Annotated in this window: 26 protein-coding genes and 3 tRNA genes; 12 read left to right on the top strand and 17 right to left on the bottom strand. The window is 71.2% G+C overall.

Annotated features, from left to right (window positions below; translation table 11 throughout):
• Positions 1–102: 102 nt before the first annotated feature.
• Both V6U90_RS05260 and V6U90_RS05255 read left to right on the top strand, forming a co-directional pair.
• Positions 103–942 carry a hypothetical protein gene (locus V6U90_RS05260; RefSeq protein WP_334431479.1) on the top strand — a complete coding sequence of 280 codons (840 nt, stop codon included), beginning with the start codon at positions 103–105 and terminating at the stop codon, positions 940–942.
• 256 nt (positions 943–1,198) lie between these two features.
• Positions 1,199–1,408 (top strand): BldC family transcriptional regulator, encoded by a 210-nt coding sequence (locus V6U90_RS05255; RefSeq protein ID WP_007073996.1) that lies wholly within the window; start codon positions 1,199–1,201, stop codon positions 1,406–1,408.
• 101 nt (positions 1,409–1,509) lie between these two features.
• On the opposite strand, the gene V6U90_RS05250 is transcribed toward V6U90_RS05255, so the two are convergent.
• Positions 1,510–1,890 carry a PPOX class F420-dependent oxidoreductase gene (locus V6U90_RS05250; protein WP_334431402.1) on the bottom strand — a complete coding sequence of 127 codons (381 nt, stop codon included), beginning with the start codon at positions 1,888–1,890 and terminating at the stop codon, positions 1,510–1,512.
• Between the two features lie 80 nt (positions 1,891–1,970).
• On the opposite strand from V6U90_RS05250, the gene V6U90_RS05245 reads away from it, so the two are divergent.
• The gene (locus V6U90_RS05245; RefSeq protein ID WP_334431401.1) at positions 1,971–2,750 is read left to right on the top strand and encodes a class I SAM-dependent methyltransferase; all 780 of its coding nucleotides are present in this window, start codon (positions 1,971–1,973) and stop codon (positions 2,748–2,750) included.
• Positions 2,750–3,307: an RNA 2'-phosphotransferase gene (locus tag V6U90_RS05240; protein ID WP_334431400.1), complete on the top strand. Its 558-nt coding sequence runs from the start codon at positions 2,750–2,752 to the stop codon at positions 3,305–3,307. Before V6U90_RS05245 ends, V6U90_RS05240 begins: the two co-directional genes overlap by 1 nt.
• A gap of 77 nt (positions 3,308–3,384) precedes the next feature.
• On the opposite strand, the gene V6U90_RS05235 is transcribed toward V6U90_RS05240, so the two are convergent.
• Positions 3,385–3,669 (bottom strand): hypothetical protein, encoded by a 285-nt coding sequence (locus V6U90_RS05235; RefSeq protein WP_334431399.1) that lies wholly within the window; start codon positions 3,667–3,669, stop codon positions 3,385–3,387.
• Positions 3,670–3,791: 122 nt separating this feature from the next.
• Here V6U90_RS05235 and V6U90_RS05230 point away from each other — a divergent pair, with 122 nt between their 5' ends.
• Positions 3,792–4,649 (top strand): 3-hydroxyacyl-CoA dehydrogenase family protein, encoded by an 858-nt coding sequence (locus V6U90_RS05230; RefSeq protein ID WP_334431398.1) that lies wholly within the window; start codon positions 3,792–3,794, stop codon positions 4,647–4,649.
• Positions 4,646–5,389 (top strand): enoyl-CoA hydratase/isomerase family protein, encoded by a 744-nt coding sequence (locus V6U90_RS05225; protein ID WP_334431397.1) that lies wholly within the window; start codon positions 4,646–4,648, stop codon positions 5,387–5,389. Before V6U90_RS05230 ends, V6U90_RS05225 begins: the two co-directional genes overlap by 4 nt.
• 42 nt (positions 5,390–5,431) lie before the next feature.
• Here V6U90_RS05225 and V6U90_RS05220 read toward each other — a convergent pair whose 3' ends face one another.
• Both V6U90_RS05220 and V6U90_RS05215 read right to left on the bottom strand, forming a co-directional pair.
• Positions 5,432–5,935 carry a hypothetical protein gene (locus V6U90_RS05220; protein WP_334431396.1) on the bottom strand — a complete coding sequence of 168 codons (504 nt, stop codon included), beginning with the start codon at positions 5,933–5,935 and terminating at the stop codon, positions 5,432–5,434.
• 91 nt (positions 5,936–6,026) lie between these two features.
• Positions 6,027–7,379 (bottom strand): ABC transporter substrate-binding protein, encoded by a 1,353-nt coding sequence (locus V6U90_RS05215; RefSeq protein ID WP_334431395.1) that lies wholly within the window; start codon positions 7,377–7,379, stop codon positions 6,027–6,029.
• A 165-nt stretch (positions 7,380–7,544) separates the two neighbouring features.
• Here V6U90_RS05215 and V6U90_RS05210 point away from each other — a divergent pair, with 165 nt between their 5' ends.
• On the top strand, positions 7,545–7,934 hold the full coding sequence (locus V6U90_RS05210; RefSeq protein WP_208811529.1) for a hypothetical protein: 390 nt from the start codon (positions 7,545–7,547) through the stop codon (positions 7,932–7,934).
• A gap of 45 nt (positions 7,935–7,979) precedes the next feature.
• Here the strand turns inward: V6U90_RS05210 and V6U90_RS05205 are convergent, their stop codons facing one another.
• Complete coding sequence (locus tag V6U90_RS05205; RefSeq protein ID WP_334431394.1) at positions 7,980–8,462, bottom strand: hypothetical protein; 483 nt, start codon at positions 8,460–8,462, stop codon at positions 7,980–7,982.
• A gap of 127 nt (positions 8,463–8,589) precedes the next feature.
• On the opposite strand from V6U90_RS05205, the gene V6U90_RS05200 reads away from it, so the two are divergent.
• Complete coding sequence (locus tag V6U90_RS05200; protein ID WP_334431393.1) at positions 8,590–9,297, top strand: DUF2786 domain-containing protein; 708 nt, start codon at positions 8,590–8,592, stop codon at positions 9,295–9,297.
• 7 nt (positions 9,298–9,304) lie between these two features.
• Here the strand turns inward: V6U90_RS05200 and V6U90_RS05195 are convergent, their stop codons facing one another.
• The 3 genes from V6U90_RS05195 to V6U90_RS05185 form a co-directional block, all read right to left on the bottom strand.
• Positions 9,305–9,832, bottom strand: coding sequence for an SRPBCC family protein (locus V6U90_RS05195; protein WP_334431392.1), 528 nt, complete (start codon positions 9,830–9,832; stop codon positions 9,305–9,307).
• A 302-nt stretch (positions 9,833–10,134) separates the two neighbouring features.
• Positions 10,135–11,010: an alpha/beta hydrolase gene (locus V6U90_RS05190; protein ID WP_334431544.1), complete on the bottom strand. Its 876-nt coding sequence runs from the start codon at positions 11,008–11,010 to the stop codon at positions 10,135–10,137.
• 131 nt (positions 11,011–11,141) lie between these two features.
• The gene (locus V6U90_RS05185; RefSeq protein ID WP_334431391.1) at positions 11,142–11,954 is read right to left on the bottom strand and encodes an alpha/beta hydrolase family protein; all 813 of its coding nucleotides are present in this window, start codon (positions 11,952–11,954) and stop codon (positions 11,142–11,144) included.
• A gap of 169 nt (positions 11,955–12,123) precedes the next feature.
• Here V6U90_RS05185 and V6U90_RS05180 point away from each other — a divergent pair, with 169 nt between their 5' ends.
• The gene (locus V6U90_RS05180) at positions 12,124–13,236 is read left to right on the top strand and encodes a PucR family transcriptional regulator (RefSeq protein ID WP_334431390.1); all 1,113 of its coding nucleotides are present in this window, start codon (positions 12,124–12,126) and stop codon (positions 13,234–13,236) included.
• A gap of 322 nt (positions 13,237–13,558) precedes the next feature.
• Here the strand turns inward: V6U90_RS05180 and V6U90_RS05175 are convergent.
• The 8 genes from V6U90_RS05175 to V6U90_RS05140 all read right to left on the bottom strand — a co-directional run bounded on the left by V6U90_RS05175 (position 13,559) and on the right by V6U90_RS05140 (position 19,223).
• Positions 13,559–13,632 (bottom strand) — tRNA-Phe (locus V6U90_RS05175).
• Positions 13,633–13,735: 103 nt separating this feature from the next.
• Positions 13,736–13,809 (bottom strand) — tRNA-Asp (locus V6U90_RS05170).
• A 49-nt stretch (positions 13,810–13,858) separates the two neighbouring features.
• Positions 13,859–13,931, bottom strand: a tRNA-Glu gene (locus tag V6U90_RS05165).
• A 147-nt stretch (positions 13,932–14,078) separates the two neighbouring features.
• Positions 14,079–14,888, bottom strand: a complete 810-nt coding sequence (locus tag V6U90_RS05160) for a polysaccharide deacetylase family protein (RefSeq protein WP_334431389.1) — start codon at positions 14,886–14,888, stop codon at positions 14,079–14,081.
• 104 nt (positions 14,889–14,992) lie between these two features.
• Entirely contained in the window at positions 14,993–15,946 is a 954-nt protein-coding gene (locus V6U90_RS05155) for a MerR family transcriptional regulator (protein ID WP_334431388.1), read from the bottom strand.
• Positions 15,936–16,559, bottom strand: coding sequence for an isopentenyl-diphosphate Delta-isomerase (gene idi / locus V6U90_RS05150; RefSeq protein ID WP_334431387.1), 624 nt, complete (start codon positions 16,557–16,559; stop codon positions 15,936–15,938). Before idi ends, V6U90_RS05155 begins: the two co-directional genes overlap by 11 nt.
• Complete coding sequence (gene crtI, locus V6U90_RS05145) at positions 16,556–18,037, bottom strand: phytoene desaturase family protein (RefSeq protein WP_334431386.1); 1,482 nt, start codon at positions 18,035–18,037, stop codon at positions 16,556–16,558. Before crtI ends, idi begins: the two co-directional genes overlap by 4 nt.
• Before the next feature lie 28 nt (positions 18,038–18,065).
• A complete protein-coding gene (locus V6U90_RS05140; RefSeq protein ID WP_334431385.1) occupies positions 18,066–19,223 on the bottom strand; it encodes a polyprenyl synthetase family protein in 1,158 nt (385 codons plus the stop codon).
• Positions 19,224–19,285: 62 nt separating this feature from the next.
• Here V6U90_RS05140 and V6U90_RS05135 point away from each other — a divergent pair, with 62 nt between their 5' ends.
• Positions 19,286–20,191: a phytoene/squalene synthase family protein gene (locus tag V6U90_RS05135; protein ID WP_334431384.1), complete on the top strand. Its 906-nt coding sequence runs from the start codon at positions 19,286–19,288 to the stop codon at positions 20,189–20,191.
• Positions 20,192–20,255: 64 nt separating this feature from the next.
• Here V6U90_RS05135 and V6U90_RS05130 read toward each other — a convergent pair whose 3' ends face one another.
• The gene (locus V6U90_RS05130) at positions 20,256–21,311 is read right to left on the bottom strand and encodes a serine hydrolase domain-containing protein (protein ID WP_334431383.1); all 1,056 of its coding nucleotides are present in this window, start codon (positions 21,309–21,311) and stop codon (positions 20,256–20,258) included.
• A gap of 161 nt (positions 21,312–21,472) precedes the next feature.
• Here V6U90_RS05130 and V6U90_RS05125 point away from each other — a divergent pair, with 161 nt between their 5' ends.
• Both V6U90_RS05125 and V6U90_RS05120 read left to right on the top strand, forming a co-directional pair.
• Positions 21,473–23,026, top strand: a complete 1,554-nt coding sequence (locus tag V6U90_RS05125; protein WP_334431382.1) for a dihydrolipoyl dehydrogenase family protein — start codon at positions 21,473–21,475, stop codon at positions 23,024–23,026.
• 96 nt (positions 23,027–23,122) lie between these two features.
• Positions 23,123–23,566: a DUF5753 domain-containing protein gene (locus tag V6U90_RS05120; RefSeq protein WP_334431381.1), complete on the top strand. Its 444-nt coding sequence runs from the start codon at positions 23,123–23,125 to the stop codon at positions 23,564–23,566.
• Positions 23,567–23,598: the final 32 nt, after the last annotated feature.

Genomic DNA, 23,598 nt, shown 5'->3' with positions numbered 1-23,598 from the left:
GCCTAATATCGACCCCGTTGTCCCGGCGTCTGTGGCCCGCTGGCGCAGGTCCGATCGGGCCGCTGAGAGCGACCGGGTCATCTTTCATGGGAGGATCGCGCCGTGCCGTCGCTCTTCGCTTCATACCTGCGCGTGTACGAGCCGTTGACCGCTTTCGACCGGGAACGCCAACTCTTCTGGCGCCGGTACGTCAGTGAGGGGCGGGCGGTCGCGCCGCTCGACGGGCCGGGGCGGCAGCGCACCGCGATCATCGAGGCGCTGGGTGCCGGCTGGACCCGGCTGCCCGACCTGCCGGACGAGGCGTACGTCCTGGAGACCGACGACACCCTGCTGGTCTGCCCGTGGAACCTGCGGATCCGGGTGGCCGAGGCGGCGTTGAGCGCGCGCGACGGCGTACCACCGGTGCTCGCCGACGCGTTCGTGCCACCGACCCTGGCCGGGCAGGCCAAGGAGGCGGTCGAGGACTGGCGCAGCGGGGCCCGGGTGCTGGAGCACGGGGTGCCCCGGCTGCACGAGCAGATCGCCACCTGGGGGGTACCGCTGCGCTGGTTCGTCTTCGTGGATCCGAAGGAGCGGGAGCTGGTGACCGCGCCGGGGCGGCGGGTGCTGCGCTACCGGACGGAGATCTCCAAGGCCCGGCGGCGGGCTTCCCGGGGGCTGTCGGTACTGCGCAAGTCCGTCGGGGACGCGCCGATCACCGAGGCGGTCGAGGAGGGGGCGCGGTGGCTGGAGGAGTTCCACCCCCGCTCCATGGTCGAACTGGACTACGGCGGCCTGGTCGACCTGCTGTCGGACGAGACGTTGGCGGCCGACGACTCCCCGGAGTTGGTCGCGGCCGGATTGGCCGGGCTCGCCGATGGTGACGCTGACGTGGCGTCACGCGCGTATGAGCAGCTCGTCGCGCGGTGGCGGGCGATCCAGCTACTGGAGCGGTGCAACTAAGGACAAATCTGGCGTTATGCCCCCGCCAAGGTGAAGATGGTTCGTAGCTATTGCGTCACGAACCGTGATCATGAGTCCGAATAAGGTGGAATCTGGCATAGAAAAGTCGTATAAATCGGTCATGGTTCATCCGTCCATCCAGGGACGTTCGGCCGTTCGGCCCATGTCGGACATCGGGGACTAGCCGGACCATGGGAGACGCGTCGGCCGGCGGGACCCCGGCCGATGTCTATAGGTACCTTTGGAGGAGTGACCGATGGCATCGCGTACGCATGAACCAGAGCCGCTACTGACACCGGCCGAGGTGGCGTCGATGTTCCGTGTCGACCCGAAGACCGTGACCCGGTGGGCCAAGGCCGGCAAGCTCAGCGCGATCCGTACGCTGGGTGGCCACCGCCGGTACCGCGAGTCTGAGGTTCGCGCCCTGCTGCAGGGTCAGATTCCCCAGCAGCGCCAAGGGGACTGAGGACCGCTCCAGTCGAACGAGCCTCGAACAGGGGCGGAGGAACTGCTCAGGCAGCCTCCGCCCCTGATTCGTTCCCGGGTCCGGACGCCGGCAGGTCGTCCTCACCCGGGCAGCGTGATCCGGATGCCCACCGTGCCTCCGGTGCCCCGGCGCAGCCGGCTACCGAGCAGGCTCAGCCGGCCCATCAGGCGGTACTTCTGTTTCAGCAACTGGCGTACCCGGTCCGAGCCGGCCCGGTCCAGGACCGTGGCGTGCCCGGGTACCGCGTCACCGTGCGGCCGTCCCCGCACGTCACAGGGAGCGACGGTGACCTCGCCGCTCCGCCGGATCCGCTTCACCTTCCCCGCGTCCGCAGCCGACCACGCGGCCAGCGCACCCCCGTCCGCGACCACCCAGACCGGGGTCGGCACCGCCCGCCCGTCCCGGCGGAACGTGGTCAGCAGGATGTACTTCTCGGCAGCGAGCCGGTCGACGTCGGTCATCTGGCAAGAATATGGCCGTGCCGAGGCGCCGGAGGTACGGATAGCGTCACCGGCATGAACGGCGAAACAGCGTCACCGGTATGAACGGTGAACCACGGATCGGCGACGTCTTCGGCGAGCTGCTGCGGGACGCGTGGGCGGTGGAGACCGGGATCGGCCCCCGGCCACTGGTCGGCGGGCGGCTGCCTCGGCCCGTCATCGAGATCATCGAACGGGACGACGGGCTGATCAACGGCGCCCCGGCCGCGCACTACCTGGCCGGTCCGGAGCACTGGCAGCCGTACGACCACCGGGCCGTGGACCGGGTCCGGGGCGCGGCCCTGGACATCGGCGTGGGCGGCGGGCGGATCGCGCTACGGCTCCAGGAGCTGGGGGCACCCGTCACCGGGCTGGACGTCTCGGCGGGTGCGCTGGCGGTGTGCCGGCGCCGGGGCGTACGGGACCTGGTGCACGCCACCGTCGACGCGCACGCCGGCGACGGCCGGCGCTACGACACGTTCCTGCTGCTCGGCAACAACCTCGGGTTGATCGAGGGGCAGGACCGGGCGCCGGTCTTCCTCGCCGCACTGGCCGCGATGGCCCGGCCGGGAGCGCAGATCATCGCGCACGGCACCGACCCGTACGGCACCACGGATCCGGTGCACACCGGCTACCACGAGCGCAACCGGAGGTCGGGTCGGCTCGGCGGCCAGTTGCGGCTGCGGCTGCGTTACCGGGAGCTGGGTACCGACTGGTTCGACTACCTGGTCTGCACGCCGGACGAACTGGCCGGACTGGTCCAGGGCGCCGGCTGGCGACTGACCGACGTGGACGACGCCGACGCACCGTACTACCTGGCGACGTTACGGCTGGAGGGTTGATGGAGGCGACACTGGTCCGGGTCAGCAAACGGCTCTCCCGGGTGCTGCGGCACGCGCCGGAGAGCGTCGGGATCAGCCTCGACCCGCACGGTTGGGTACCCGTCGACGACCTGCTCACCGCGCTGGCCCGGCACGGTGCGACGGTCAGCGTCGAGCAGTTGCACGAGGTGGTGGCGGGCAACGACAAACAGCGGTTCGCGCTGCGTACCGGGGCGGACGGAGTGACCTGGATCCGGGCCAGTCAGGGGCACTCGGCCCGGGTCGGGGTGGATCTCGGGCTGGCGCCGGTCGCTCCACCGGAGGTGCTCTACCACGGCACCCCGACGGTGAACGTGACGTCGATCATGGCCACCGGCCTGCACCCGGGAAGACGGCAGCACGTACACCTCTCGGTCGACGTGCCCACGGCACTGGCGGTGGGGCGGCGGCGCAGCGGGACGGTGGCGGTGCTGACCGTACGCGCCGGTCTGATGGCCGCCGCCGGTCACGTCTTCCATCGCAGCGCCAACGGCGTGTGGCTGACCACGACGGTGCCGGCGCAGTTCATCCGGCACTGAGCGGTCGGCTGGTCCCCGAGTGTTAACAAGGGCCCCTTCCTCTACCGAAAACGTTAAGAAGGGGCCCTTCCTTACGGTCAGACCTCGACGGTGGGGGTGGTGGAGGTGGGCGGCAGGCCGCCGTCACCGTCGACCACCTCGTCGGGGGTGCCGTCCTCGTCCAGGTCGGACATGGTGATGTCCACCGTGCCGTCACCGTCGATGTCGAACTGGAACAGGTCGGCCTTGCCGTCGCCGTCGGTGTCCGACACCCAGACATCGGTACGGCCGTCGTTGTTGGTGTCCGCACGCAGCAGGTCGACCCGGTCGTCACCGCGGGTCTCCACGGTCTCACCGGTGTTGTTGCCCGGTACCTCGCTCATATCCAGTGGCCCTTTCCTCGGCTTCGAAGCGGCTCGACGCAAAGCGGTCAACCCCCGCAGTACCCGCATACGCTAGGGCCCCATGCGTGCCATCGCGAACGTTCCTGCATAGGGTCGCCACCATGAACGATCGTTTTGTCGTCGTCGGCGCCGGCACAATGGGCCTCGGCATTGCGTACGTGGCGGCGGGGGCCGGTTTCGCCGTCGACCTGGTGGAGGTCGACCCCGGTCGGGCGGAGGCCGCCACCGACCGGCTCAACGGGCTCTGGGACCGGGCGGTCGAGCGGGGCAGGACCACCGCCGACCAGACGGCGGCGGCCCGGGACCGGCTGACCCTGCGGGCCGGGCTGGACGAGGTCGGCACCGGTCCGCAGGTGATCGTCGAGGCGGTGCCGGAGCGGCCCGACCTCAAGCGGACCGTACTGCGCGCCGCCGAGGAACTGGCGCCGGCGCTGCTCGGCACGAACACCTCCAGCATCCCCATCGGCGAGCTGGCCGGTGGACTGGAGCGGCCGGACCGCTTCCTCGGGCTGCACTTCTTCAACCCGGTCTGGACCATGGCCCTGCTGGAGATCGTGGTCGGGCCGGCCACCGCGCCGGGTACCACCGACGCGGCCGTCGCGCTCGCCGGCCGGCTGGGCAAGGACCCCGTCGTGGTACGCGACCTGCCCGGCTTCGCCACCTCCCGGCTCGGCGTGACGCTCGGCCTGGAGGCGATCCGGATGGTCGCTGACGGGGTGGCCAGCCCGGCGGACATCGACAAGGCGATGGTGCTCGGCTACCGCCACCCGGTCGGCCCGTTGGAGTTGACCGACCTGGTCGGGCTGGACGTGCGGCTCGACATCGCCCGGACCCTCCAGGCCGCGTACGGCGACCGGTTCGCGCCGCCGCCGCTGCTGGAGGAGATGGTGGCGCAGGGCCGGCTCGGCAAGAAGTCCGGGCAGGGCTTCTACCGCTGGGAAGGCGGGGCCAGGCGGTGACCGGGCTGCGGATCGAGGAACACCCGGACCGGCTGGTGGTGACCCTGGACCGGCCGGAGAAGCGCAACGCGATCGACGCCGACCTGGTGGCCGAGCTGCACGGGGTCTGCGCCGAGCTGGAGGCCCGGCCCCGGCTGCTCCTGCTGACCGGCGGGACGGCGGGGATCTTCGCCGGCGGGGCGGACATCGGCCAACTCCGGGACCGGGGCCGGCTGGACGCCCTCGCCGCCATCAACGCCGGGGTCTTCGCCCGGATCAAGGCCCTGCCGCTGCCGACCGTGGCCGCCGTGGACGGCCCCGCGCTCGGTGGCGGCGCCGAACTGGCGTACTCGTGCGACCTGCGGGTCTGCACCGCCCGGGCGTTCTTCGGCCAACCCGAGGTCCGGTTGGGCATCATCGCCGGTGCCGGGGCCACCCACCGGCTGCCCGCCCTGGTCGGTGAGGCACGGGCCAAGGAACTGCTCTTCACCGGCCGGCGGGTGGACGCCGCCGAGGCGCTGCGGATCGGCCTGGTCAACCGGGTGGTCGAGGAACCGGACGGGCTGCTGCCGACCGCCCACGAACTGCTCGACGAGATGGCGAAGGGGTCCACGCTGGCCCTACGGCTGACCAAGCTGGCCGTGGACGCACCCGCCGCCGCCCACCCCCACCTCGACCTGGTCAGCCAGGCGGTGCTCTTCGAGGACGAGGAGAAACGGCGGCGGATGACCGAGTTCCTGGAACGTCGCAGGTCACGTTGAGTGCCAGGTGGCGGGCCGGACTCCGGCCCGCCACCTGGGAATTCACCGCCCGGCGTACGGGTCGACCTGGCCGGAGGCGGTCCGCACCTGGTCGGCCACCCCGTCGGCGTCGGTGTCCCGCAGCCACAGGTCGGGGCGCCCGTCGAAGTTCTGGTCGAACGTGCTGCTGTCCGCCCGACCGTCGTGGTCGAGGTCCAGCCGGACCGCGTCGACCCGACCGTCACCGTTGCGGTCGTCGAGGACCGCGTCGACCGAACCGTTGTCGTCGTAGTCCCGCAGCATCGCGTCCAGCCGGTGGTCGCCGTCGGTGTCGACGTACGTGGCGTCGGCGAAACCGTCGCCGTCCGCGTCATGTTGCAGCAGGTCGACGTGCCCGTCCCCGTCCAGGTCGGTGCTCACGTCGACCGAGCCGTCCATCCGGTAGGTGACCACGGAGTGCGGATCGGCCAGGAACGGATCCGGTTCCGGACCGGCAACCGGGCCGGGCCCGGACTCTCCGGGGCCGCTGCCGTCGCCGACCAGCATGAGATCGCTGAAGTCGCTCATTGGGGGTGTCCTTCCGGTTGCTGGCCGTTCGCCAGGACGGTACGACCGGACCGGACGGCCCCGGATCCCGGAAACGTGCCAGTCCACCGGGTCAGTGCCGGATCTGCACTCCCGCGTCGGCGAGTGCCGTGATGACCTGCACCGACTCGCCGAAGCCGATGATGAGGACGGCATCCGCGCCGTACGCCTTGATCTCCTGGGCGCCTGTGCTGAAGTCGACCTTGGGGGCCGTGGCGTCGGCCGGCGGCTCGTAGGTCAGCAACTTGACCCGGTCCGCCCCGATGCCGGCCCGTTCCAGTTCGCCCCGCACGTTGGCCTGGAGACCCTCACCGTACGAGTCCTTGCGGGCCACCAGCACGATCTTGTGTGGGCCGTCGCGGAGGATGACGTCGGCGAGTGCCCGGCCCTGGAGGTTGTCCGGCGGGGCGGTACGGAAGAACATCCCCTTGTCCTCCACGGTGCTCAACCCGCCGTCGGTGCTGGAGGGGGAGAAGAGGACCAGACCGGCGTTGACCACGTCGGGCAGCACGGCACGGGAGACGCCGGAGGCGGCGGCACCGATAATCACGGGCACCCCGCCGGCCACGTGCCGGGCCACGGTGGCCTTGGCGACCTGCGGGCTGGTGCCGTCGTCGCCGTCGATCCAGACCACCGGCTCGCCGAGCACACCGCCGGCCCCGTTGATCTCCCGCAGCGCCAGGGCGACACCGGCCGCCAGCGGCGGGTAGGCCAGGGCGAGGTCACCGGTCTTCGGCAGCAGCCCGCCCAGCTTCAGCGGGGAGCCGTCGCTGCGGTCGCTCTTGCCGGGACGGGCCTTCTTGCCCTTGGGCGGGGTCTTGGTGCTGGCCGCCGACTCGTCGCCGGCGCCGACGAACTCGGTCTTGGCGTCGTTGAGCTTGCCGTTGTCGAAGTGCAGGGTGGCGTAACTGGCGGTGGCCGGCTCCCCGACGTCGGTGAAACCGGCCCGGGTCAACGTCACACCGCGGTACTCGATGTCCATGCCACTGCGGGCGAGCTGGAGACAGGTCGCCACCCGGTCGCAGCGCCGGCCCTGGTTGGACACGCCGTTGATCTGCGCGGCGATGTCGGCGGGGCGGGTGGACCCGGCGAGCTGTGCGGCCAGGGCGCTGATCACCACCGCGTCGTACGTCTCTCCGGCGTAGAGGTAGTCGTTGATCTTCGGGTCGACCGACCGGATGCGGTTCTTGAAGTCCTCGGAGAGCGGGGTGAGCGGGGTGGTGCCCTTCATCCCGTCGATCAGGTCGACCCGGTCCTTGATTTCGGCGGCGAACGAGTTCTGCATGTTGCCGTCGGTACCGTAGAGCCGGACCTGTGGAGCCTGGGCCGGTTCGGCCCCCTTCTCCGTCCCACACCCGGTGATGCCGAGCATGAGGGCCGCGCAGGCGGCCAGGGCAGCGCCGCGTGAGCCGCGTGATCCGAGCATGGTCGTCCTTCCTCCCCGAAGGTCCGCTGCGCACATTAGCGTGATCCCGCCCGTTACTTCGACCGTGTCGGCGGTTGAATCCGCTATCAGCCAGCGACGGTTACTCACCGTTGCCCGAGTGTCGGTGCCGGTGGTTGCTTGACGTGACGGCATACCCTTCGCCACGTGACGGACGTACCCCAGGAGACGCTGGACGACGCGACCGCAGTGCTTCACTCGGCGCTCTCCGGTGACAGTGAGGCCGTGGTCGGCACGTTCGACGCGGTGGTGGACCGGTCCGGCGTGGTCGGGGCGTACGACGTGGCCTGGTGCCTGGCCGCGACGATGGTCCCGGACGATGTGCCCCGGGGCGCGTGGACCCTGGACTTCCCCGGCATCGACCAGGCGGCTTACGACACCCGTTGGGTGGCCCGGTTCGTCAGCGCGTACGCCAACCGGGACGCCGACACCGGCGAGGCGCTCTTCGGCGCGGCCATCGCCGACGGTCGGCTGCCGGACTGTCTGCTCACCCTGGCCGGTTCGGTGGTGGCCACGCTGCGCAGCCGGACGGACTGACCCCCGTGGCCGGACCGGTCGGTCGGCCCGGCCACCCGGTGCGGGTCAGAAGGCGTGGTACGAGACCAGCGACCCGTACTGGTAGCTGCTGTTCGAGAAGCGGACCACGAAGTTGACGCCGTCCCGCACGTTGGTCGCCGCGACCCGCCAGCCCGAGTTCGCCGGCAGGTAGGTCCAGTAGTTGCAGTTGTTGGTCTTGTCGATGAACACCACGCACGCGTACGTGCCGTAGGTGCTGGCGTTGCGGACGTTGATGTCCCCACAGCGGGTCGTCGTCCGGTACGGGCCGGACTGCCCACCCCAACCGCCCACCTGGAAGTAGTCCCGGACCGCGCCGCCGTAGCAGGTGGTCAGGGTGCCGACCTGGTTGTCCGCCGAACCGGCGGGTGCAGCCACCGCCGGCAGGGTGGCCACCGGGGCGGTCGGTAGCGTCGGTGCGGTGGGGGCCGCCACCGCAGGGGCGGCCAGGGCGGTTGCGAACAGCGCCACGCTGGTGGTGACCACCAGGCGGCCCATGGGCAGTGACATTCCAGCCTCCGAGCGAGTTGACCAGCCCCCGTGACGGATCTCTGACGCAGAGTGGCGAGCATACTGATCAATATGTCCCGGCGCTGCCCCGAACCAGGTCGGGAGCGGGTGTGATAGCTCTTGGAGCATGTCGGACGCGATGCTCGCCAGGGTGCGCAAGCTGCTGGCCAAGGCGGAGGATCCGGCGTGCAGCCCGGCCGAGGCAGCCCTCTTCACCGCAAAGGCCACCGAACTCATCGCCCGGTACGGCGTGGACCGGGCACTGCTCGCCGCGCGGGACCCGGCCACCGACCCGGTCGGCGACCGCACGGTCGGCATCATCGCGCCGTATGCCCTGGACAAGGCAGGACTGCTCGCCGCCGTCGCGGATCCGCTGCGCTGCCGCTGCGTACGGCGCCGGGACCGGACCGGGTACACCATGCACCTGTTCGGCTTCGCCAGCGACCTTGAGCGGGTGGAGCTGCTCTTCACCTCGCTGCTGGTCCAGGCGGCCCACGGCATCGCCGGTGCGGAGGTACCCCGGGGCGAGCACCCGGCCGCGTTCCGGCGGTCCTGGCTGGCCGGGTTCGCCCGGGAGGTCGGTGCTCGGCTACGGACGGCCGAGGAGTGCGCCGCCGCCCGCCCGGCCGGTATCTCCGTGGCGCTGGTCCTGGCGGACCGGTCGACCCGGGTCGACCGACGGCTCGCCGAGGTCTACCCCCGGCTGCGTCCCGCCGCCGCCCGACGGCTGGTCGGCGGTGGACTGGCGCAGGGCGCCGCAGCCGGCCGACGAGCCGATCTCGGCGGCACCGGTCTGCGCGCCGGTTCCCCGGGGAAGCTGGGTCCGTCCCGCTGACGGCCCGTCAGGAGATCGGGGGGTGTTGCGCGGCGGCGACCGAGGCGGAGTACCGGGACAGCAGTTCGTGCCAGCCGGCGGTGAGCGCCTGCCGGTACCCCTCGGCAGCCTCGCCGTGTCGTTCGAAGTGCCGGTGTTCGACCCGTACGCTGGTCAGCTCGGGGCCCTCCTCGACGAAGGTCACCTCCACCTCGCTGGCACGTGCGGGATTCGGGACGGGTACCCGGTCCGGGCCGATCTGCCACGTGAAGACGAGCAGTTCCGGCGGTTCCCAGGTGAGCACCCGCCCCCAGTCTGTTCGGAAGCCGTACGGGCCTATCTCGTAGAGCATGCCACCGGCGTGCGGTTCCATGCCGAGATCCGCCAGCGCGTCCGGTCCGGACCAGGTGTACTCCCGCACCCACCACTCGGCGAGCGCGCCGGAGAACACGGCGAACGCCTGGTCGGCGGTCGCCGGGACCAGGAGGGTGCTGCGCAGCGAGTACTGGTCGGCCTCCTGATGGATGTCGGCCGGATCGACGATCTCCTGTCCCATAGGCCCGGACCATACCGCCCGCTGCCAAGCTGTGCAGCTTCCAGGACGGCCACGGGACAAGTTGTCCGATTGAGAGCGCTGCCGGCCCGGGTTGTTCACCGGTATCCGGTGGTCAGGCGGCGGAATGTGCGCTTGCGGCGTCCCCATGGCCGGAGGTGCGTCGGTGGGGCCTCCTGGGTCGCCCGGTTGGGGGAGAGAGATGCTGATGTCGGGGGAAGTGGCGCTGTCGCTACTGCGGCCATCGGATGCGGCCGCTCCGGGCTGAACTCGGCTCGTCGAGCAGCAGCAGCGGCCGGGCGCAATCAGGACCCGGTCAGCTCCTGCGCGACCTGCGCGGCCGGCGCGGGATCGGTCAAGATCGTGTAGTGGTTGCAGTCCGGGATCAGGCAGGCTGTGATGGCGCTCTGCTGCGTCCACTGGTCAACCAAGGACTGCGACACCATCCCCGGTTCCTGGCCGAGCATCCCGCGCGGTGCGTACAGCAGACGGGCGGGCAGCCGCAGTGACCGCAGATCGGCGCCGAACGAAGCGGCGTTGACCAGCAGGTCGCGGCCGTCGGCTGCCACGGCCTGCGGGTTGACCCGGGAGCGGATGGACCCCGGCTCGCCAGCGATGTCGTAGCGGACGTACGCCGCCAGATCGTCGTTCCAAGCCGCCGCCAGGGCCGGATGGTTCTGGAAGAACTCGAGGTAGGCGTGTTCGGAGGGAAAGGTCGTTTTCAGCCGGGCGATAGCCGGGCCCACAGTTGCTTCCAGCAGCGCGGCCGGGTCGGCGCCGGCGGGAACCGGCAGCGGTAGGCCACCGTCGATCAGGACCAGGCGGGAGAACATCCCGGGAAACCGTGCGGCGGCCCGCAGTGCCGCATACGCGCCCATGGACTGCCCGGTCAACACCAACGGCGTACCTATCTGTTTGGCGACGGCTGCGAGATCCTCGGCGTGCTGGTCCATGCCGAACGGGCCGGGCAGATCGGCACTTCCGCCCCGGCCGCGCAGGTCCACGGCGATCAATGTCCAGTCGGCCGGCATCGCGCGGGCCACCGCCACGAAGGACATCGCGGACGCCGTGATGCCGTGGGCCGCCAGCACGACCTTGCCGTCGTGGGATTCCGCCGGCCCGAACCGCAGCGCGTGCAGCCGGCCAGAGCCATCCGAAGTGGCGATCTCGGTAGAGCGCATGTTCAACCTATCTCTCCTGGCGAGCTGGCCCGGGAATCCGGTCCATGTTCGGCTGGGCGGGAGCCGGGTGACGTCGGCGAGCGGTCGACGTCACCCGGCGGAGTACGGAACGGAGGTGGGGCACCGGCGTGTTACGGCACCAGCGTGTTACGGCGCACGTCGGACCAGGTCCGAGTGTCGGTGCAGATGCCGCAGGAGGGGCCATAGAACTGCGTGCGGGCTTCGGCGTCGTCCATCAGGTGGAAGCGGAACCAGGCGGTGGTGGGCGCGGCGAACGGTCCAGGGTCGCCCACGATGGTGAAGTGGTCGGCGCCCCTGACCTCGCCGTAGATCGCCGGAATGTGGTCGGCGTCGTCGTAGAAGGCCTGCACGAGGACGGGGAAGACGATGCTGTCGTACTGCCCGGCCATCAGGAACGCCGGGACGTGGACGTCGTCGATGTCGGCCAGTGGGCCGGGCTGGATCGGAATGATGGTGTCGATCCGTGGGTCGGCACCGACCACGATGGCCGCGGCGCCACCCTGGGAGTGGCCGGCGGCGCCGATGCGCCCCAGGTCCACCTGGCGGTAGAAGATGCTGGCCGGGTTGTTGTCGGCCTGGGTCAGGGCGTCGATGCCGGCGCGCATGGAGATACCGAGGTTGGATGTGGGGGTGTTGGCGGCCGAAACGATGAAGCCGTGGCTGGCCCAGTGCAGCAGCAGGTCGCGGTAGACCAACGGCAAGGCGCCCGTGCCGTTGCCCCAGACGATCACAGGATGGCGTCGGGAACTAGCTGCGATGTCGCGGGGGTAGTAGAGGGTGTTGACCACACCCACCTGCACAGCGGTTGCGTAGGGCCCGGGCGTGCCCCAGTCGCCGTTGACCGAGGGAAAGGCCAACCCTTCGGCTGAGGCCTGAGCTGAGACCGGAGGCCCGGCCGACAGCAGGGCGACAGCGGCAAGCACGGCCGCGGAGAGAACGGACCTGAGCCGGAGGGCCGGCCGCAAAGTGCGAGACATGTTTCCTCCTCGCTACGGGGGGATGAACGAATCGTGAAGGTTCACCCCGCCCGCTGTCAGTCCGCACTTGCGGCAACGATTGACCGACCGGTTTGGGCAATGTAACGATCCCGGGATGCCGGACCTGCATGATCAGATGGCCCGCCGGCTTGCCGACCTCACCCGCGACATCGTCGACCGATGCGCTGCCGAGGTGCCCTTCTACCGAAGGCTTTCAGCGGAGACGCTCGATGGCCAGGTCAGCCAGTCAGTGACGGCGGTCTTGGGTCTTTTCCTGAAACTGCTGAGGAACCCTGGTGCACTGCGCCCAGCCGACGCGACCTGGGTGGTGGAGTTGTCGGCCCGCCGGGCCCGGGACCATCTGCCGCTGGAGGCGGCGCTCACGGCCTACCTGATCGGTGCCGAGGTCTGGTGGCAGGCGGTGACCGAGCTGGCTGCCCCGGATGACCTCGCCGAAGCGGGCACGCGCCTGCTGGACGGCCTGTCTACCGCGATGCCCGCCGTGGTGCTGGCTCACCTTCAGGCCCGGGAGGACCTTCGCAGCGAGGCCAAGAGAGTCCGGCGCGAACTGCTGGCCGCGTTGCTGAACGGCCAACGTCACCAGGGTCCGGCGCAGGCGGCGGGCATCGAGATAGGACAGCGGCACACGGTGCTCATGGTGAGGTTCTCACCCCGCCAGCCAGATTCACTGGTACAGGCGGCGCTGGACGCCCACACCGGCACGCCGGTCCTCATGGACCCTACCGACGGCATCGTCCTTCTGCCTGCCGGAACCGTTCCGGAATCCCTGGTCGCCGACCTGCGGGAGGCACTCGATACCACCGTGCTGGCCGCTGCCGCTGACGCCGGCACTCCCGCCATGATCCCGGAGGCTGCCGCGGAGGCACGAGAGGTGATCGAGCTTCTCGGCAGGCTGGGCCGCCCATCGGGCCTCTACCGGTTCGACGACGTGCTCGTGGAATACCAGCTCGCTCGTCCCGGAGCCGGGCTGAGACGGCTGGCAGCCAAACTCGACCCGCTCACCGACCACCCCTACCTGCTGCAAACACTGCAAAGCTTCGTCCACCATGGCCACAATCGCCGCCAGACCGCCCTTGCCCTGCACATCCACCGCAACACGCTGGACTACCGGCTGCAACGCATCACGGCTCTGACCGGGCTCGACGTGGCCGTTCCTGCCCAGGCCCGCATGCTGGAGGCCGCGATCACAGCCAGGGACCTCCTGTGACGCAGGAGCACCACCCGGCAATCCCCGATCAACATTCGTTCCAGCCCGCGACAGGCTGGCCGCCGCCATCCCCTCCCGTGGCGCCAGAGGGAACATCATTCGCCTGGGTGAGCACAGAAGTCCGAAGAAGCACCATACGATCAGTGGTCCAGGCGTCATCGGTGCAGGACCGGCTCAGGCCCTCGTCGCTGGGCGCCCGGGGGCGCTGTGCCCCCAACACGCTCAGTAGCGTTGGAGAACCGTCGATATCCATCCCGGGTAAAAAAGGGCGGTGACCGCATATACGCAGGTCACCGCCCTTGTAGCCCGGCGAAAGGCTATGTGGCCAGGGGCGGGGTCGAACCGCCGACCTTCCGATTTTCAGTCGGACGCTCGTACCAACTGAGCTACCTGGCCGGGTGTTGCTCGGATCATGTTACCTGCCCGCCGGGCTCGCCGCCGGGAAGCCACCTGCTCCGAAACGCACAACGCCGCGCGATTACGCGCGGCGGTAGCGCTGCGGTCCTGACGGGACTTGAACCCGCGACCTCCGCCTTGACAGGGCGGCGAGCACTCCAACTGCTCCACAGGACCTTGCTCGTGCTCCGACTTGCGCCGGTCGTGCTCCGACTTGCGCCGGTCGTGCCCCCAACGGGATTCGAACCCGTGCTACCGCCTTGAAAGGGCGGCGTCCTGGGCCGCTAGACGATGAGGGCGGCCCCGCAATCATTGCACACCTGCTGGTGACAACTTCGTGCGGACTTGCTCCCATCCGGCCCCGCCGGAGGCTTCGAAAGCATACGTGATTGCAGGCCCCACGACAAAACCGGTATGGCCCACGGCGCGAAACGCCCGGTTTCCGGCTATTTGAGGCGGGTGACGCCGTACCGCTGCTTGATTGCAGCGATCATGCCCGGGCAGGCCCGCAGGGTGGCGCTCCGATCGCCCCCACCGTCGTGCAGCAGCACGATCGAACCGGGTCGGACCCGGTCGGTCACCCGCTTACTGATCACCGACGCGGTCGGCTTCGCCCAGTCCTGCGGGTCGACCGTCCAGTGCAGCGACTGCATGCCGAGTGCCTTGGCCACAGCGACCACCTCGGGGGTCCACCGGCCACCGGGCTGCCGGTAGTACGGGATCTCCACGCCGGGTACCGCCGTCCGGATCGCCTGGTTGGTGCGGGCCAGATCCGCCCGGATCTGTGCCTCCGGGCGGGTACCCAGGTCGACGTCGTGCTGCCAGCTGTGGTTGCAGAGCTGGTGACCCTCGCGGACGATCCGGACCACCAGCGCCGGATGCTGCCGCACCTTCGAGCCCACCATGCAGAAGGTCGCCTTGACCCGGGCCGCCCGGAGCTGGTCGAGCACCTTCGGAGTCCACTGGGGGTGCGGGCCATCGTCGAAGGTGAGCGCGACCCCGCGTACCCCGGTGGTGCGACGCAAACCTGGTGGAAGGGCCGTCGGAGCCGGCCGGCGCGACGTCGTCGGCCGGACCGTCGGGGCCGCAGCCGCGCTGCGGGTCGGTGTCACCGGTGGAGCTGCGGTCGCCGGAGCGGTCGCCGTGGGGCTGGCGCCGCCGGCCGCCGGCCGGGCGGACCGGTCCTGGTTGGCGCAGCCGGTCGTGGCGAGCATGAGCAGGGCCGCACCGGCCGCGATTGCGGCACGTAAGGTCATCGTCGACTCTTCCGAGAGGGGTTCGGGAAAGTGAACCCACACGCTAGTCGACCGACCCCACGGCATAGAAGCGGACAGTCAGCCCCAAATTCCCCCAGGGTCGCTCAGTCCGCCGTCGACTGCTCCAGCGAGTCGCGTACCGCCAGGGCCAACGAGACCGCCTCGGTGAGGTCCGTCGGGCGGACCACACCGGCCGGCAGGGCGTCCGCCCGCCAGCCGGGCCCGGCCGCGAGTACCAGCAACGGCCGGCGGGGCACCGTCAGCAATGTGACGAGCTGCACCGGATCGGCGGTGGCCCGGGAGTGCGACCAGATCACCACGGCCGCCGGTCCGGTCCGGCTGATCGCCTCGGTCAGCGCCTCGACCGGCACCCGGGCACCGAGCATGCGGTAGGTCACCCCGGCCTCGGCCAGCGCCGCACCCAGCGCCTCCAGCGGCAGCGAGTGCTGCTCCTCGTCGGCGCAGGAGAGCAGGATCCGGGGCGGGCCGGCAGCCTGGTTGCGCCGGGCTGCCCTGGCGAACGCCTCCGAGACGCACCGGGAGACCAGGTGTTCGACCTCGATCAGGCCGGCCGTCGCCGCGTGCCGCTCGCCGATCGCGGCGAGCACCGGACGCAGCATCCCGTCCCAGGTGGCGATCACCCCGTCGGTGGCGATCGCCGCCTCGATCGACTCGCACATCGCGGCCGAGTCGAGCCGCATGGCGGCCCGGGCCAGTCCACGGGCCGCCGGCCCGGCCCTGCCGACCGGCAGGGTGAAGCCCCCGCCGTCCCGGCTGGTGGAGACGCGGGGACGCTCCGGGACCGCCAACGGCTCGGTGGTCGACACCTCGGGGGCCCGGCGGGCCCAGCGGGCCGCCTCGGCAGGGGGCACCCCCTGTGCGGTCAGCCGGCGCATGATCTCCAGCCGGGCCAGGTCGGAGGGGGCGTACCGGCGGTGGTGGCCGGGAACGTGTTCACTCGGCCCCAGCCCGTACCGCTGGTGCCAGGTGCGCAGCGTGGTGACGGCGACGCCCAACCGGCGTGCGACCGCCCCCGCGCTCAGCGCCTCATTGCCCACCCGACCGCTCCGAAGCCTCGTCCGCCCCGGCGGGGTCGGTCGTGACGGCACCAGCGACCTCCGTCGTCGTACCGTCGTGGTGCAGCAACCGGCCCACCACCCCGACCAGCCACGGTGCGTACCGGTCGGGGCGCCGGTCCAGGTCGGCGGCCAGCTCGACCGGGTCGACCCAGCACAGGTCCGCCACCTCGGCCGGATCCGGGTGCAGCTCCTCCGGGCGGGTGAACTCACCGCGCAGGACGTGGTCGTACTCGACCTCGACCCGACCGGTGGCCGGGTCCTCGGCGCGGTAGACGTGCACCCCCACCTCGGTGAGGGGGACCGGGCCGACACCCAGCTCCTCGCGCAGCCGACGGTTGGCCGCGTCGGTCAGCGACTGGCCGGGTGCCGGGTGCCCGCAGCAGGAGTTGGCCCAGCGCAGCGGGAAGCGGGTCTTCACGGCCGCCCGCTGCTGGAGCAGCACCCGGCCGTCCGGGGCGACGAGCAGCACCGAGAAGGCCCGGTGCAACTGCCCCGGCGGCTGGTGGGCGTCGGCCACGCTGCTCGCACCGAGCGCCCGGCCGCCGTCGTCGACGAGTTCGACCAGGTGCTCCTCCCGGGAGGTGACGGTCACCGGGCACCGCCGGTGATCCGGCTGGCCGCCAGCTTGCCGGAGATCAGCACCATCGGTACGCCCACACCCGGCTGCGTGCCGGAACCCACGAAAACCACGTTGGACAGTGTGCGGTGCAGGTTGGAAGGCCGGAAAGGGCCGGTCTGGAACAGGCTGTGCGCAGCGGCGAACGGGGTGCCGGCAGCCATCCCCTGGTCGGCCCAGTCGGCCGGGGTGATGATCCGGGAGACCTCCACGCCGTCGGCGAACCCGATGTAGCCGCGCTGCTCCAGGGTGCGCATCAGGTCGTCGGCGTACCGGCGGGCCAGGTCGCCGCGCCAGTCGAACGGTGCCGCCGCCAGGTTGGGTACCGGGGCGAGTACGTAGTAGGTGTGCCGGCCGGCCGGGGCGACGGCCGGATCGGTCCGGCTCGGGTTGGTCACCAGCAGCGACGGATCGCTCATCAGCTCGCCGCGCCGGATCACCTCGTCGAAGGTGCCCTTCCAGGCCCGGCCGAAGTGGATGTTGTGGTGGGCGATCTGCGAGTACCCCTGCTTCGAGCCGACGTGCAGCACGACGCAGGACGGCGAGTAGGTCAGCCGGCGCTGGCGGGTCGGCGGCAGCAGGTCCCGGTAGGCGACCGGCAGGTCCGGGTTGAGCACCACCACGTCGGCGGGGATCCGCTCCCCGTCGACGGTCAGCACCCCGGTGGCCCGGCCGTTGGCGGTCTCCACCTGGGTCACCGTGGTGCCGTAGCGGAACTGCACGCCGTGCTTCTCCGCCGCACCGGCCATCCCCCGGGAGACCGCGTGGATGCCGCCGCGCGAAAAGTAGACCCCGGCCACCGAGTCCAGGTACGCGATGACCGCGTAGATGGCGAGCGCGTCGTGCGGCGCCAGCCCGGCGTACATGGCCTGGAAGGAGAAGATCCGCCGGGTACGCGGATCGCGGAAGAACTGGTCGATCTTGGTTTGCAACCGGCGGAACGCCCCGGTGGCCAGCAGCTTGAGCAGGTTGCCGGTGAGTAGGTCGGTCGGCGCGTCCAGGTTGCGGTCGATGAAGTCGGTCCGTTCCAGGCGCCACAGGTTGCGTGCGTAGTCGACGAAACGCAGGTAGCCGTCGGCCTCCCGGGGACCGCAGACCCGGGAGATCTCCGCCGCCATCCGGGCGGTGTCGGTGATGACGTCCAGCGTCGAGCCGTCGGGGTAGTACGCCCGGTACGCCGGGTCGAGCGGGGTCAGGTCGAACCAGTCGGTCAGCTCCTCACCGACCGCGTCGAGCGCCTCGGCGATCAGTTCCGGCATGGTCAGCACGGTGGGGCCGGTGTCGAACTCGTAGCCGTCCAGGCTCAGCCGGCCGGCCCGGCCGCCCGGCACGGGCTCGCGTTCCACCACCGTGACCTGGCGGCCACTACCGGCGAGGTGCAGCGCAGCCGCGAGGCCACCCAGCCCGGCGCCGACCACCACAACCCGATCTGTCCGTCCGGTCACGGTCCGCACGTGATCATCTCCTTCTTGCGAATGCTCATCATGACCGGCGGTGGGTGGCAGCGACAGCCAGGCCGGTCAGGGCCGACCGGGCTGTCTCGTCCATGCTGGCGGCGTCCAGAGCGGCCACCGCCTCGGCCACCCGGTCGGAGATCATCTTTTCCACCCGGTCGACCGCGCCGGTCGCGGCGACCAGCTCGGCGTACCGGTCGACCTCGTCGACGGGTACGCCCCCGTCGAGGCGCCGCAGCTCGGTGGCCTGGGCCGGGGTGGCGAGCTGGCGGGCGAGCATCAGCAGTGCGGTCGGCTTGCCGGTCCGCAGGTCGTCGCCGGCCGGCTTGCCAGTGGTGGCCGGGTCGCCGTACACCCCGAGCAGGTCGTCGCAGAGCTGGAACGCCTCGCCCACGGCCAGGCCGTACCGTGTGTAGGCGGCCACCAGCGGGGCGTCGGGCGCAGTGGCCCCGGCCAGTGCCGAGCCGAACAGCAGCGGGCGCTGGACGGTGTAGCTCGCCGTCTTGTAGCGGGCCACCCGCAGCGCCCGGTCCACCGACCAGTTCCCCGCGTCGTGCTCGCCGAGCACGTCGAGGTACTCCCCGGCGATGGCCTCGATGCGCATCTGGTCGTAGCAGCGGCGGGCGTCGAGCAGGGTGGCCGGCGGCACGGCCGTCTGGCCGAGCAGCCGGTCGGCCCAGACCAGGCAGAGGTCGCCGACCAGGATGGCGGCGGCCTCACCGAACCGGTCCGGGTCGCCGGCCCAGCGGGCGGTCAGGTGCGCGGCGGCCATCGAGCGGTGCACGGTCGGCCGGCCCCGTCGGGTGGCGGACGCGTCCAGCACGTCGTCATGCACCAGCGCGAAGGCGTGCAGGAGTTCGAGGGCGGCGAGTGCGGGTAGCACCGGTGGTAGCGGCACCTCCCCGCCGACGACCCCGCGCCACCCCCAGTAGGCGAAGGTCGGCCGGAGCCGTTTGCCGCCGGCCAGCACGCAGTCGTGGGCGGTCCGGGCGAAATCGTGCAGCGCCGGGTCGACCTCGGCGAGCGACGCCACCTCGGTGGTCAGGAAGTCTCCCAGTGTCTCGTCTACTGCCCGGACCAGATCCCGGGTAAAGGCGGCGAGAACTTCGCGGACCGGGTCGTCGGCGTCCACCGGCCGAACCGGCGCCACGCGGGGCGCGTTACCCGCAACTGCGTCGTTGGCCATGTGGCCGAGCGTACCCTAGGGTTACGAGTTGCGTCGATTGGTGCGTCGATTGAGGAGGGTCGGTGGACACGGATCTCGCCGCTGCCTATGACCGTTGCCGTGACCTGCACAAACGTCACGGTCGCACCTACTATCTCGCGACCAGGCTGCTCCCCGCCTGGAAACGACGGCACGTACATGCGCTCTACGGCTTCACCCGCCACGCCGACGAGATCGTCGACCGCACCGAGGACCTCCCCCCGGCTGAGCGGGCCGAACGGCTCAACGACTGGGCCGGCCGGTTCCTGGCCGGGCTCGACGGTGCGTCGGTTGACGACCCGCTGCTTCCCGCGGTGCTGCACACCATCGCCATCTTCGACCTCGACCGGGCCGACTTCGCGTTGTTTCTGCGGAGCATGGCGATGGACCTGACGGTGACGTCGTACCCGACCTACGACGACCTGCTCGACTACATGGAGGGGTCGGCGGCGGTCATCGGCACGATGATGCTGCCCATCCTGGGCAGCTCCGACCCGGCCGCCGCCCGGGAACCGGCCCGCCAACTCGGCTTCGCCTTCCAGCTCACCAACTTCATCCGGGACGTCGCCGAGGACCTCGACCGGGGCCGCACCTATCTGCCCGACGAGGACCTAGACAAGTTCGACCTCACCCGGGACGACCTGCTCGCGGCCCGGGTCCGGGGCGCGGCCACCGACCGCATCCGGGGGTTGATCGAGTACGAGGTGACCCGCGCCCAGGCGCACTACCTTGCCGCCGCCCCCGGGGTGACCCTGCTCGCCCCCGCCTCCCAGGGCTGCATCCGCACCGCGTACGCCCTCTACGGCAGGATCCTCGACGAGGTGGCCGCCCAGGGCTACGACGTCTTCGCCCGACGGGCGGTCGTACCCCGTCGCCGCCGGATGGCCGTGGCTGGGCGGGCGCTGCTCACCCCGACCGGCGCCCCGGTGGTGGTACCCGGACCGTCGTAAGGAAGGGCCCCTTCTTATCGCTTTCGGTATAGGAAGGGCCCCTTCTTAACACGGCTGCGCCCGCTCAGCCTGCCTCGGCCAGATCGGCGTGCAGAGCCTCCACCAGCGCCTCCACCCGGTCGAACCCGGCCAGCCGGCTCGTGGCGTACCCGAAGCTGTAACCGCGGACCGGGTCGGCCCACGCGCAGCTCCCCCCGATGCCACCCATGCCCCAGCTCCCGTCCTCCTCCCACTGCATGCCCAGCGTCCAGTGCACGTCGCGGCCCAGCAGCAGGTCCGGTCCGGCGTACTGCACCCGGGTGAACTCGTCGACCAGTTCGGCGCTGAGCAGGCGTACGCCGTCGAGGACACCGCCGGCCAGCAGGCCCGCGTAGAACCGGGCCAGCCCGCTCCCCGTGGCGTGCAGGTTCACCGCCGGGACCTCGGCCGCCCGCCACGCCGTACCGTTCACCACCGCCAGATCCAGCGCGCCGGGCGGGTTGCCCAGGGCCCGCGCCCAGAGCGACCCCGGCTCACCCCGCACCGTGACCGGCCAGTCCGGATCGCCGTACGTCAGGTCCGCGCACCGCTGCTGCTCCGCCGTACCCAGTCCGAAGTGCAGGTCGAGCCGCCACGGCCCGGCGATCTCCTCGGCCAGGAACCGGCCGATGCTCCGGCCGTCCACCCGACGGACCAGTTCGCCGACCAGGTGGCCGTACGTCATTGCGTGCTCGCCCGCCACCGAGCCCGGCTCCCACTCCGGCTCGGCCGCCGCCAGGTCGTCGGCGAGCAGCGCCCAGTCGGCGAATGCACCCGCCGGCCGGGGTACCGGGAAGGTGGGCAGCCCGGCGGTGTGGCTGAGTACCTGCCGGACGGTCGCCGGGGTACGGAATCCGGGCCAGTGCCGCCCGACCGGGTCGTCCAGGTCGAGCCGCCCCCGGTCGACCAGGAGCAGGAGGCAGAGCGCGGCGACCGGCTTACCGACCGAGTAGACGTTGGCCAGGGTGTCCGGCCGGGTGTGGTCGGTCAGGTCGACGACCGGCCGGCCGTCGTACCAGACCGTGAGCGACGCCCCGGTCTCCCGGCCGCTGCGGTGCAGGTCCTGGAAGCACTCCCGGACGGCTTCGAATCGGGTACGCATCGGGCCACGGTAGGCCGTCGACCGGCTGCCGGCGCGTCGTTTTCGACGGGCCGGAGGTGTCAGGCAGGGTGTTATGCGGGGTGTTAAGCGGGGGCCCTTCCTCTACCGAAAACGATAAGAAGGGGCCCTTCCTTCCACCGAAGGTGGGTCATGCTGGCGGGGTGACGGAGCCGAAGTTTGTGGACGTGGTCGTTGTCGGGCTCGGTGTGGGCGGCGAGGAGGTGGCCGGTCGGCTCGCCGAGGCGGGCCTGGACGTCGTCGGCATCGACGGTGAACTGGTCGGTGGGGAGTGCCCGTACTGGGGGTGCATCCCCAGCAAAATGATGATCCGGGCGGCCAACGCGCTCGCCGAGGCCCGTCGGGTGGACGGACTGGCCGGCACGGTGCAGGTCCAGCCGGACTGGGCGCCGGTGGCCCGGCGGATCCGCGAGGAGGCCACGGCCAACTGGGACGACACGGCGGCGGTGCGGCGGTTCACCGGGAAGGGCGGGCACTTTGTCCGGGGCTACGGCCGGCTGGTCGGCCCCGGCCGGGTACAGGTCGGTGACCAGGTGTTCCAGGCCCGGCACGGGGTTGTGATCGGCACCGGGAGCACGCCGGTGGTCCCGCCGATCGCCGGGCTCGCCGACACGCCGTACTGGACGAACCGGCAGATCATCGAGGTCGAGGAACTGCCGGAGTCGCTGCTGATCCTCGGTGGCGGGGCGATCGGGTTGGAGCTGGCTCAGGTCTTCGCCCGGTTCGGGGTACGGGTCACCGTGGTCGAGGCGATGGACCGGGTCCTCGCCGTCGAGGAGCCGGAGGCATCCGAGGTCGCCGCCGCCGCGTTGCGCGCCGACGGCGTCGGGATCCACACCGGGGTACGCGCCGAGCGGGTCGACCACGACGGCAGCCGGTTCACCGTGCACACCGCAGACGGTGGCAGCTTCACTGGCGAGCGTTTGCTGGTGAGCACCGGTCGCCGGGCCCGGCTCGGTGATCTGGGGTTGGAGACTGCCGGCATCGACCCCGGGCAGCGGTTCCTCGCGGTCGACGACCGGATGCGAGTGCGGGTCGGTGGGAACGGCGCAACGGCCGGCGGACCCGCAGCAACGGTCGGTGGGAACGGCGCAACGGTCGACGGGGTCTGGGGGGTCGGTGACGTCACGGGTGAGGGTGCGTTCACGCACATCGCCATGTACCAGGCGTCGATCGTCGTCTGCGACCTGCTGGACCAGCTCCGGCAGGCCGCCGGTGGGGTGGACGCCAGTGGCGCCGCCCGGGCCGGGGGTGGGGCGATGGGTGCGGCGGGTACGGGCGACGGCCCGGTGGGTGCTACCACCGTCGGCACCGGCGCCAGGGGCGTGCTCCGGGCCGACTACCGGGCCCTGCCCCGGGTCACCTTCACCGATCCGGAGGTCGGTGCGGTCGGCCTGACCGAGCGGCAGGCCCGGGACCGGGGGGTCAACGTGCAGGTGGGGACGGCCCAGCTCGCCGGCTCGACCCGGGGCTGGATCCACAAGTTCGGTAACGAGGGGTTCATCAAGCTGGTCGCGGACGCGGACCGGGGCGTACTGGCCGGTGCCACCTCGGTCGGTCCGATGGGTGGGGAGGTGCTCTCCGCGCTGGCGGTCGCGGTGCACGCGGCGGTACCGGTGAGCCAGCTCCGGCACATGATCTACGCGTACCCGACCTTCCACCGGGCGATCGAAACCGCCCTACGCGAACTGAAGTAGAAACCGCCCTGCGCGGTTGGAAGTAGCGGCCTCCGCAGGTGACGTAACGGGTTGACCATGATCGTCTGTGGTTCAGCGGTGCGACACGCCGACAGGATGGCCGCTGAGCTGCAGACGATCATGAACGCGGACCACCCGCCGCTGTTCACCGCCGTCATCGACGAGGCGGTGCTGCGCCGGCCGGTTGGCGGGCCGGCGGTGATGCGGGAACAGTTGGATCATCTGGTCACGCTGGTCGGCGCCCGGCCCCGGGTGCGGATCCACGTCGTGCCGTACGCGGCCGGCGCCTACGCCGGGCTGGACGGGCCGTTCGTGATGGCCACCCTGCCGTCCGGGGACGACCTGCTCTTCGTCGAGGGACCGTTCCACGGGCGCACCTACGACGGAGCGGAGGACGTGCAGGCAGCCATCCAGGTGTGGGAATCCGTGGGTGGCACTGCCCCAGCTCTGCGACAGCGCAAGGACCGGGCCGGCGCTGTCCTGGCCTTCGACCCGCCCGCCTGGCGCAGCTCCGTCGCCGCCCCGCCCGCGCAGGGGTGACCGGGGAGCAGCGCAACATCGAGGTGGTCCGG

This window comes from Micromonospora sp. CPCC 206060 (assembly GCF_036906895.1).
In the GTDB taxonomy this organism is placed as follows: domain Bacteria; phylum Actinomycetota; class Actinomycetes; order Mycobacteriales; family Micromonosporaceae; genus Micromonospora.
Note: the sequence above shows the minus strand (reverse complement) of the source record. Positions and strands in the feature narration are given on the sequence as shown.

Excerpts from the sequence above, each read along its gene's own strand:
- V6U90_RS05250 (WP_334431402.1), bottom strand. The coding sequence starts at position 1,890 with ATGACCGACGTCGACCGGCTCGCTGCCGAGAAGTACATCCTGCTGACC.
- V6U90_RS05160 (WP_334431389.1), bottom strand. The coding sequence starts at position 14,888 with ATGACCTTACGTGCCGCAATCGCGGCCGGTGCGGCCCTGCTCATGCTC.
- V6U90_RS05255 (WP_007073996.1), top strand. The coding sequence starts at position 1,199 with ATGGCATCGCGTACGCATGAACCAGAGCCGCTACTGACACCGGCCGAG.
- V6U90_RS05200 (WP_334431393.1), top strand. The coding sequence starts at position 8,590 with ATGTCGGACGCGATGCTCGCCAGGGTGCGCAAGCTGCTGGCCAAGGCG.
- V6U90_RS05220 (WP_334431396.1), bottom strand. The coding sequence starts at position 5,935 with ATGAGCGACTTCAGCGATCTCATGCTGGTCGGCGACGGCAGCGGCCCC.
- V6U90_RS05195 (WP_334431392.1), bottom strand. The coding sequence starts at position 9,832 with ATGGGACAGGAGATCGTCGATCCGGCCGACATCCATCAGGAGGCCGAC.
- V6U90_RS05130 (WP_334431383.1), bottom strand. The coding sequence starts at position 21,311 with ATGCGTACCCGATTCGAAGCCGTCCGGGAGTGCTTCCAGGACCTGCAC.
- V6U90_RS05245 (WP_334431401.1), top strand. The coding sequence starts at position 1,971 with ATGAACGGTGAACCACGGATCGGCGACGTCTTCGGCGAGCTGCTGCGG.
- V6U90_RS05235 (WP_334431399.1), bottom strand. The coding sequence starts at position 3,669 with ATGAGCGAGGTACCGGGCAACAACACCGGTGAGACCGTGGAGACCCGC.
- V6U90_RS05205 (WP_334431394.1), bottom strand. The coding sequence starts at position 8,462 with ATGTCACTGCCCATGGGCCGCCTGGTGGTCACCACCAGCGTGGCGCTG.
- V6U90_RS05240 (WP_334431400.1), top strand. The coding sequence starts at position 2,750 with ATGGAGGCGACACTGGTCCGGGTCAGCAAACGGCTCTCCCGGGTGCTG.
- V6U90_RS05190 (WP_334431544.1), bottom strand. The coding sequence starts at position 11,010 with ATGCGCTCTACCGAGATCGCCACTTCGGATGGCTCTGGCCGGCTGCAC.
- V6U90_RS05180 (WP_334431390.1), top strand. The coding sequence starts at position 12,124 with ATGCCGGACCTGCATGATCAGATGGCCCGCCGGCTTGCCGACCTCACC.
- V6U90_RS05215 (WP_334431395.1), bottom strand. The coding sequence starts at position 7,379 with ATGCTCGGATCACGCGGCTCACGCGGCGCTGCCCTGGCCGCCTGCGCG.
- V6U90_RS05120 (WP_334431381.1), top strand. The coding sequence starts at position 23,123 with ATGGCCGCTGAGCTGCAGACGATCATGAACGCGGACCACCCGCCGCTG.
- V6U90_RS05230 (WP_334431398.1), top strand. The coding sequence starts at position 3,792 with ATGAACGATCGTTTTGTCGTCGTCGGCGCCGGCACAATGGGCCTCGGC.
- V6U90_RS05140 (WP_334431385.1), bottom strand. The coding sequence starts at position 19,223 with ATGGCCAACGACGCAGTTGCGGGTAACGCGCCCCGCGTGGCGCCGGTT.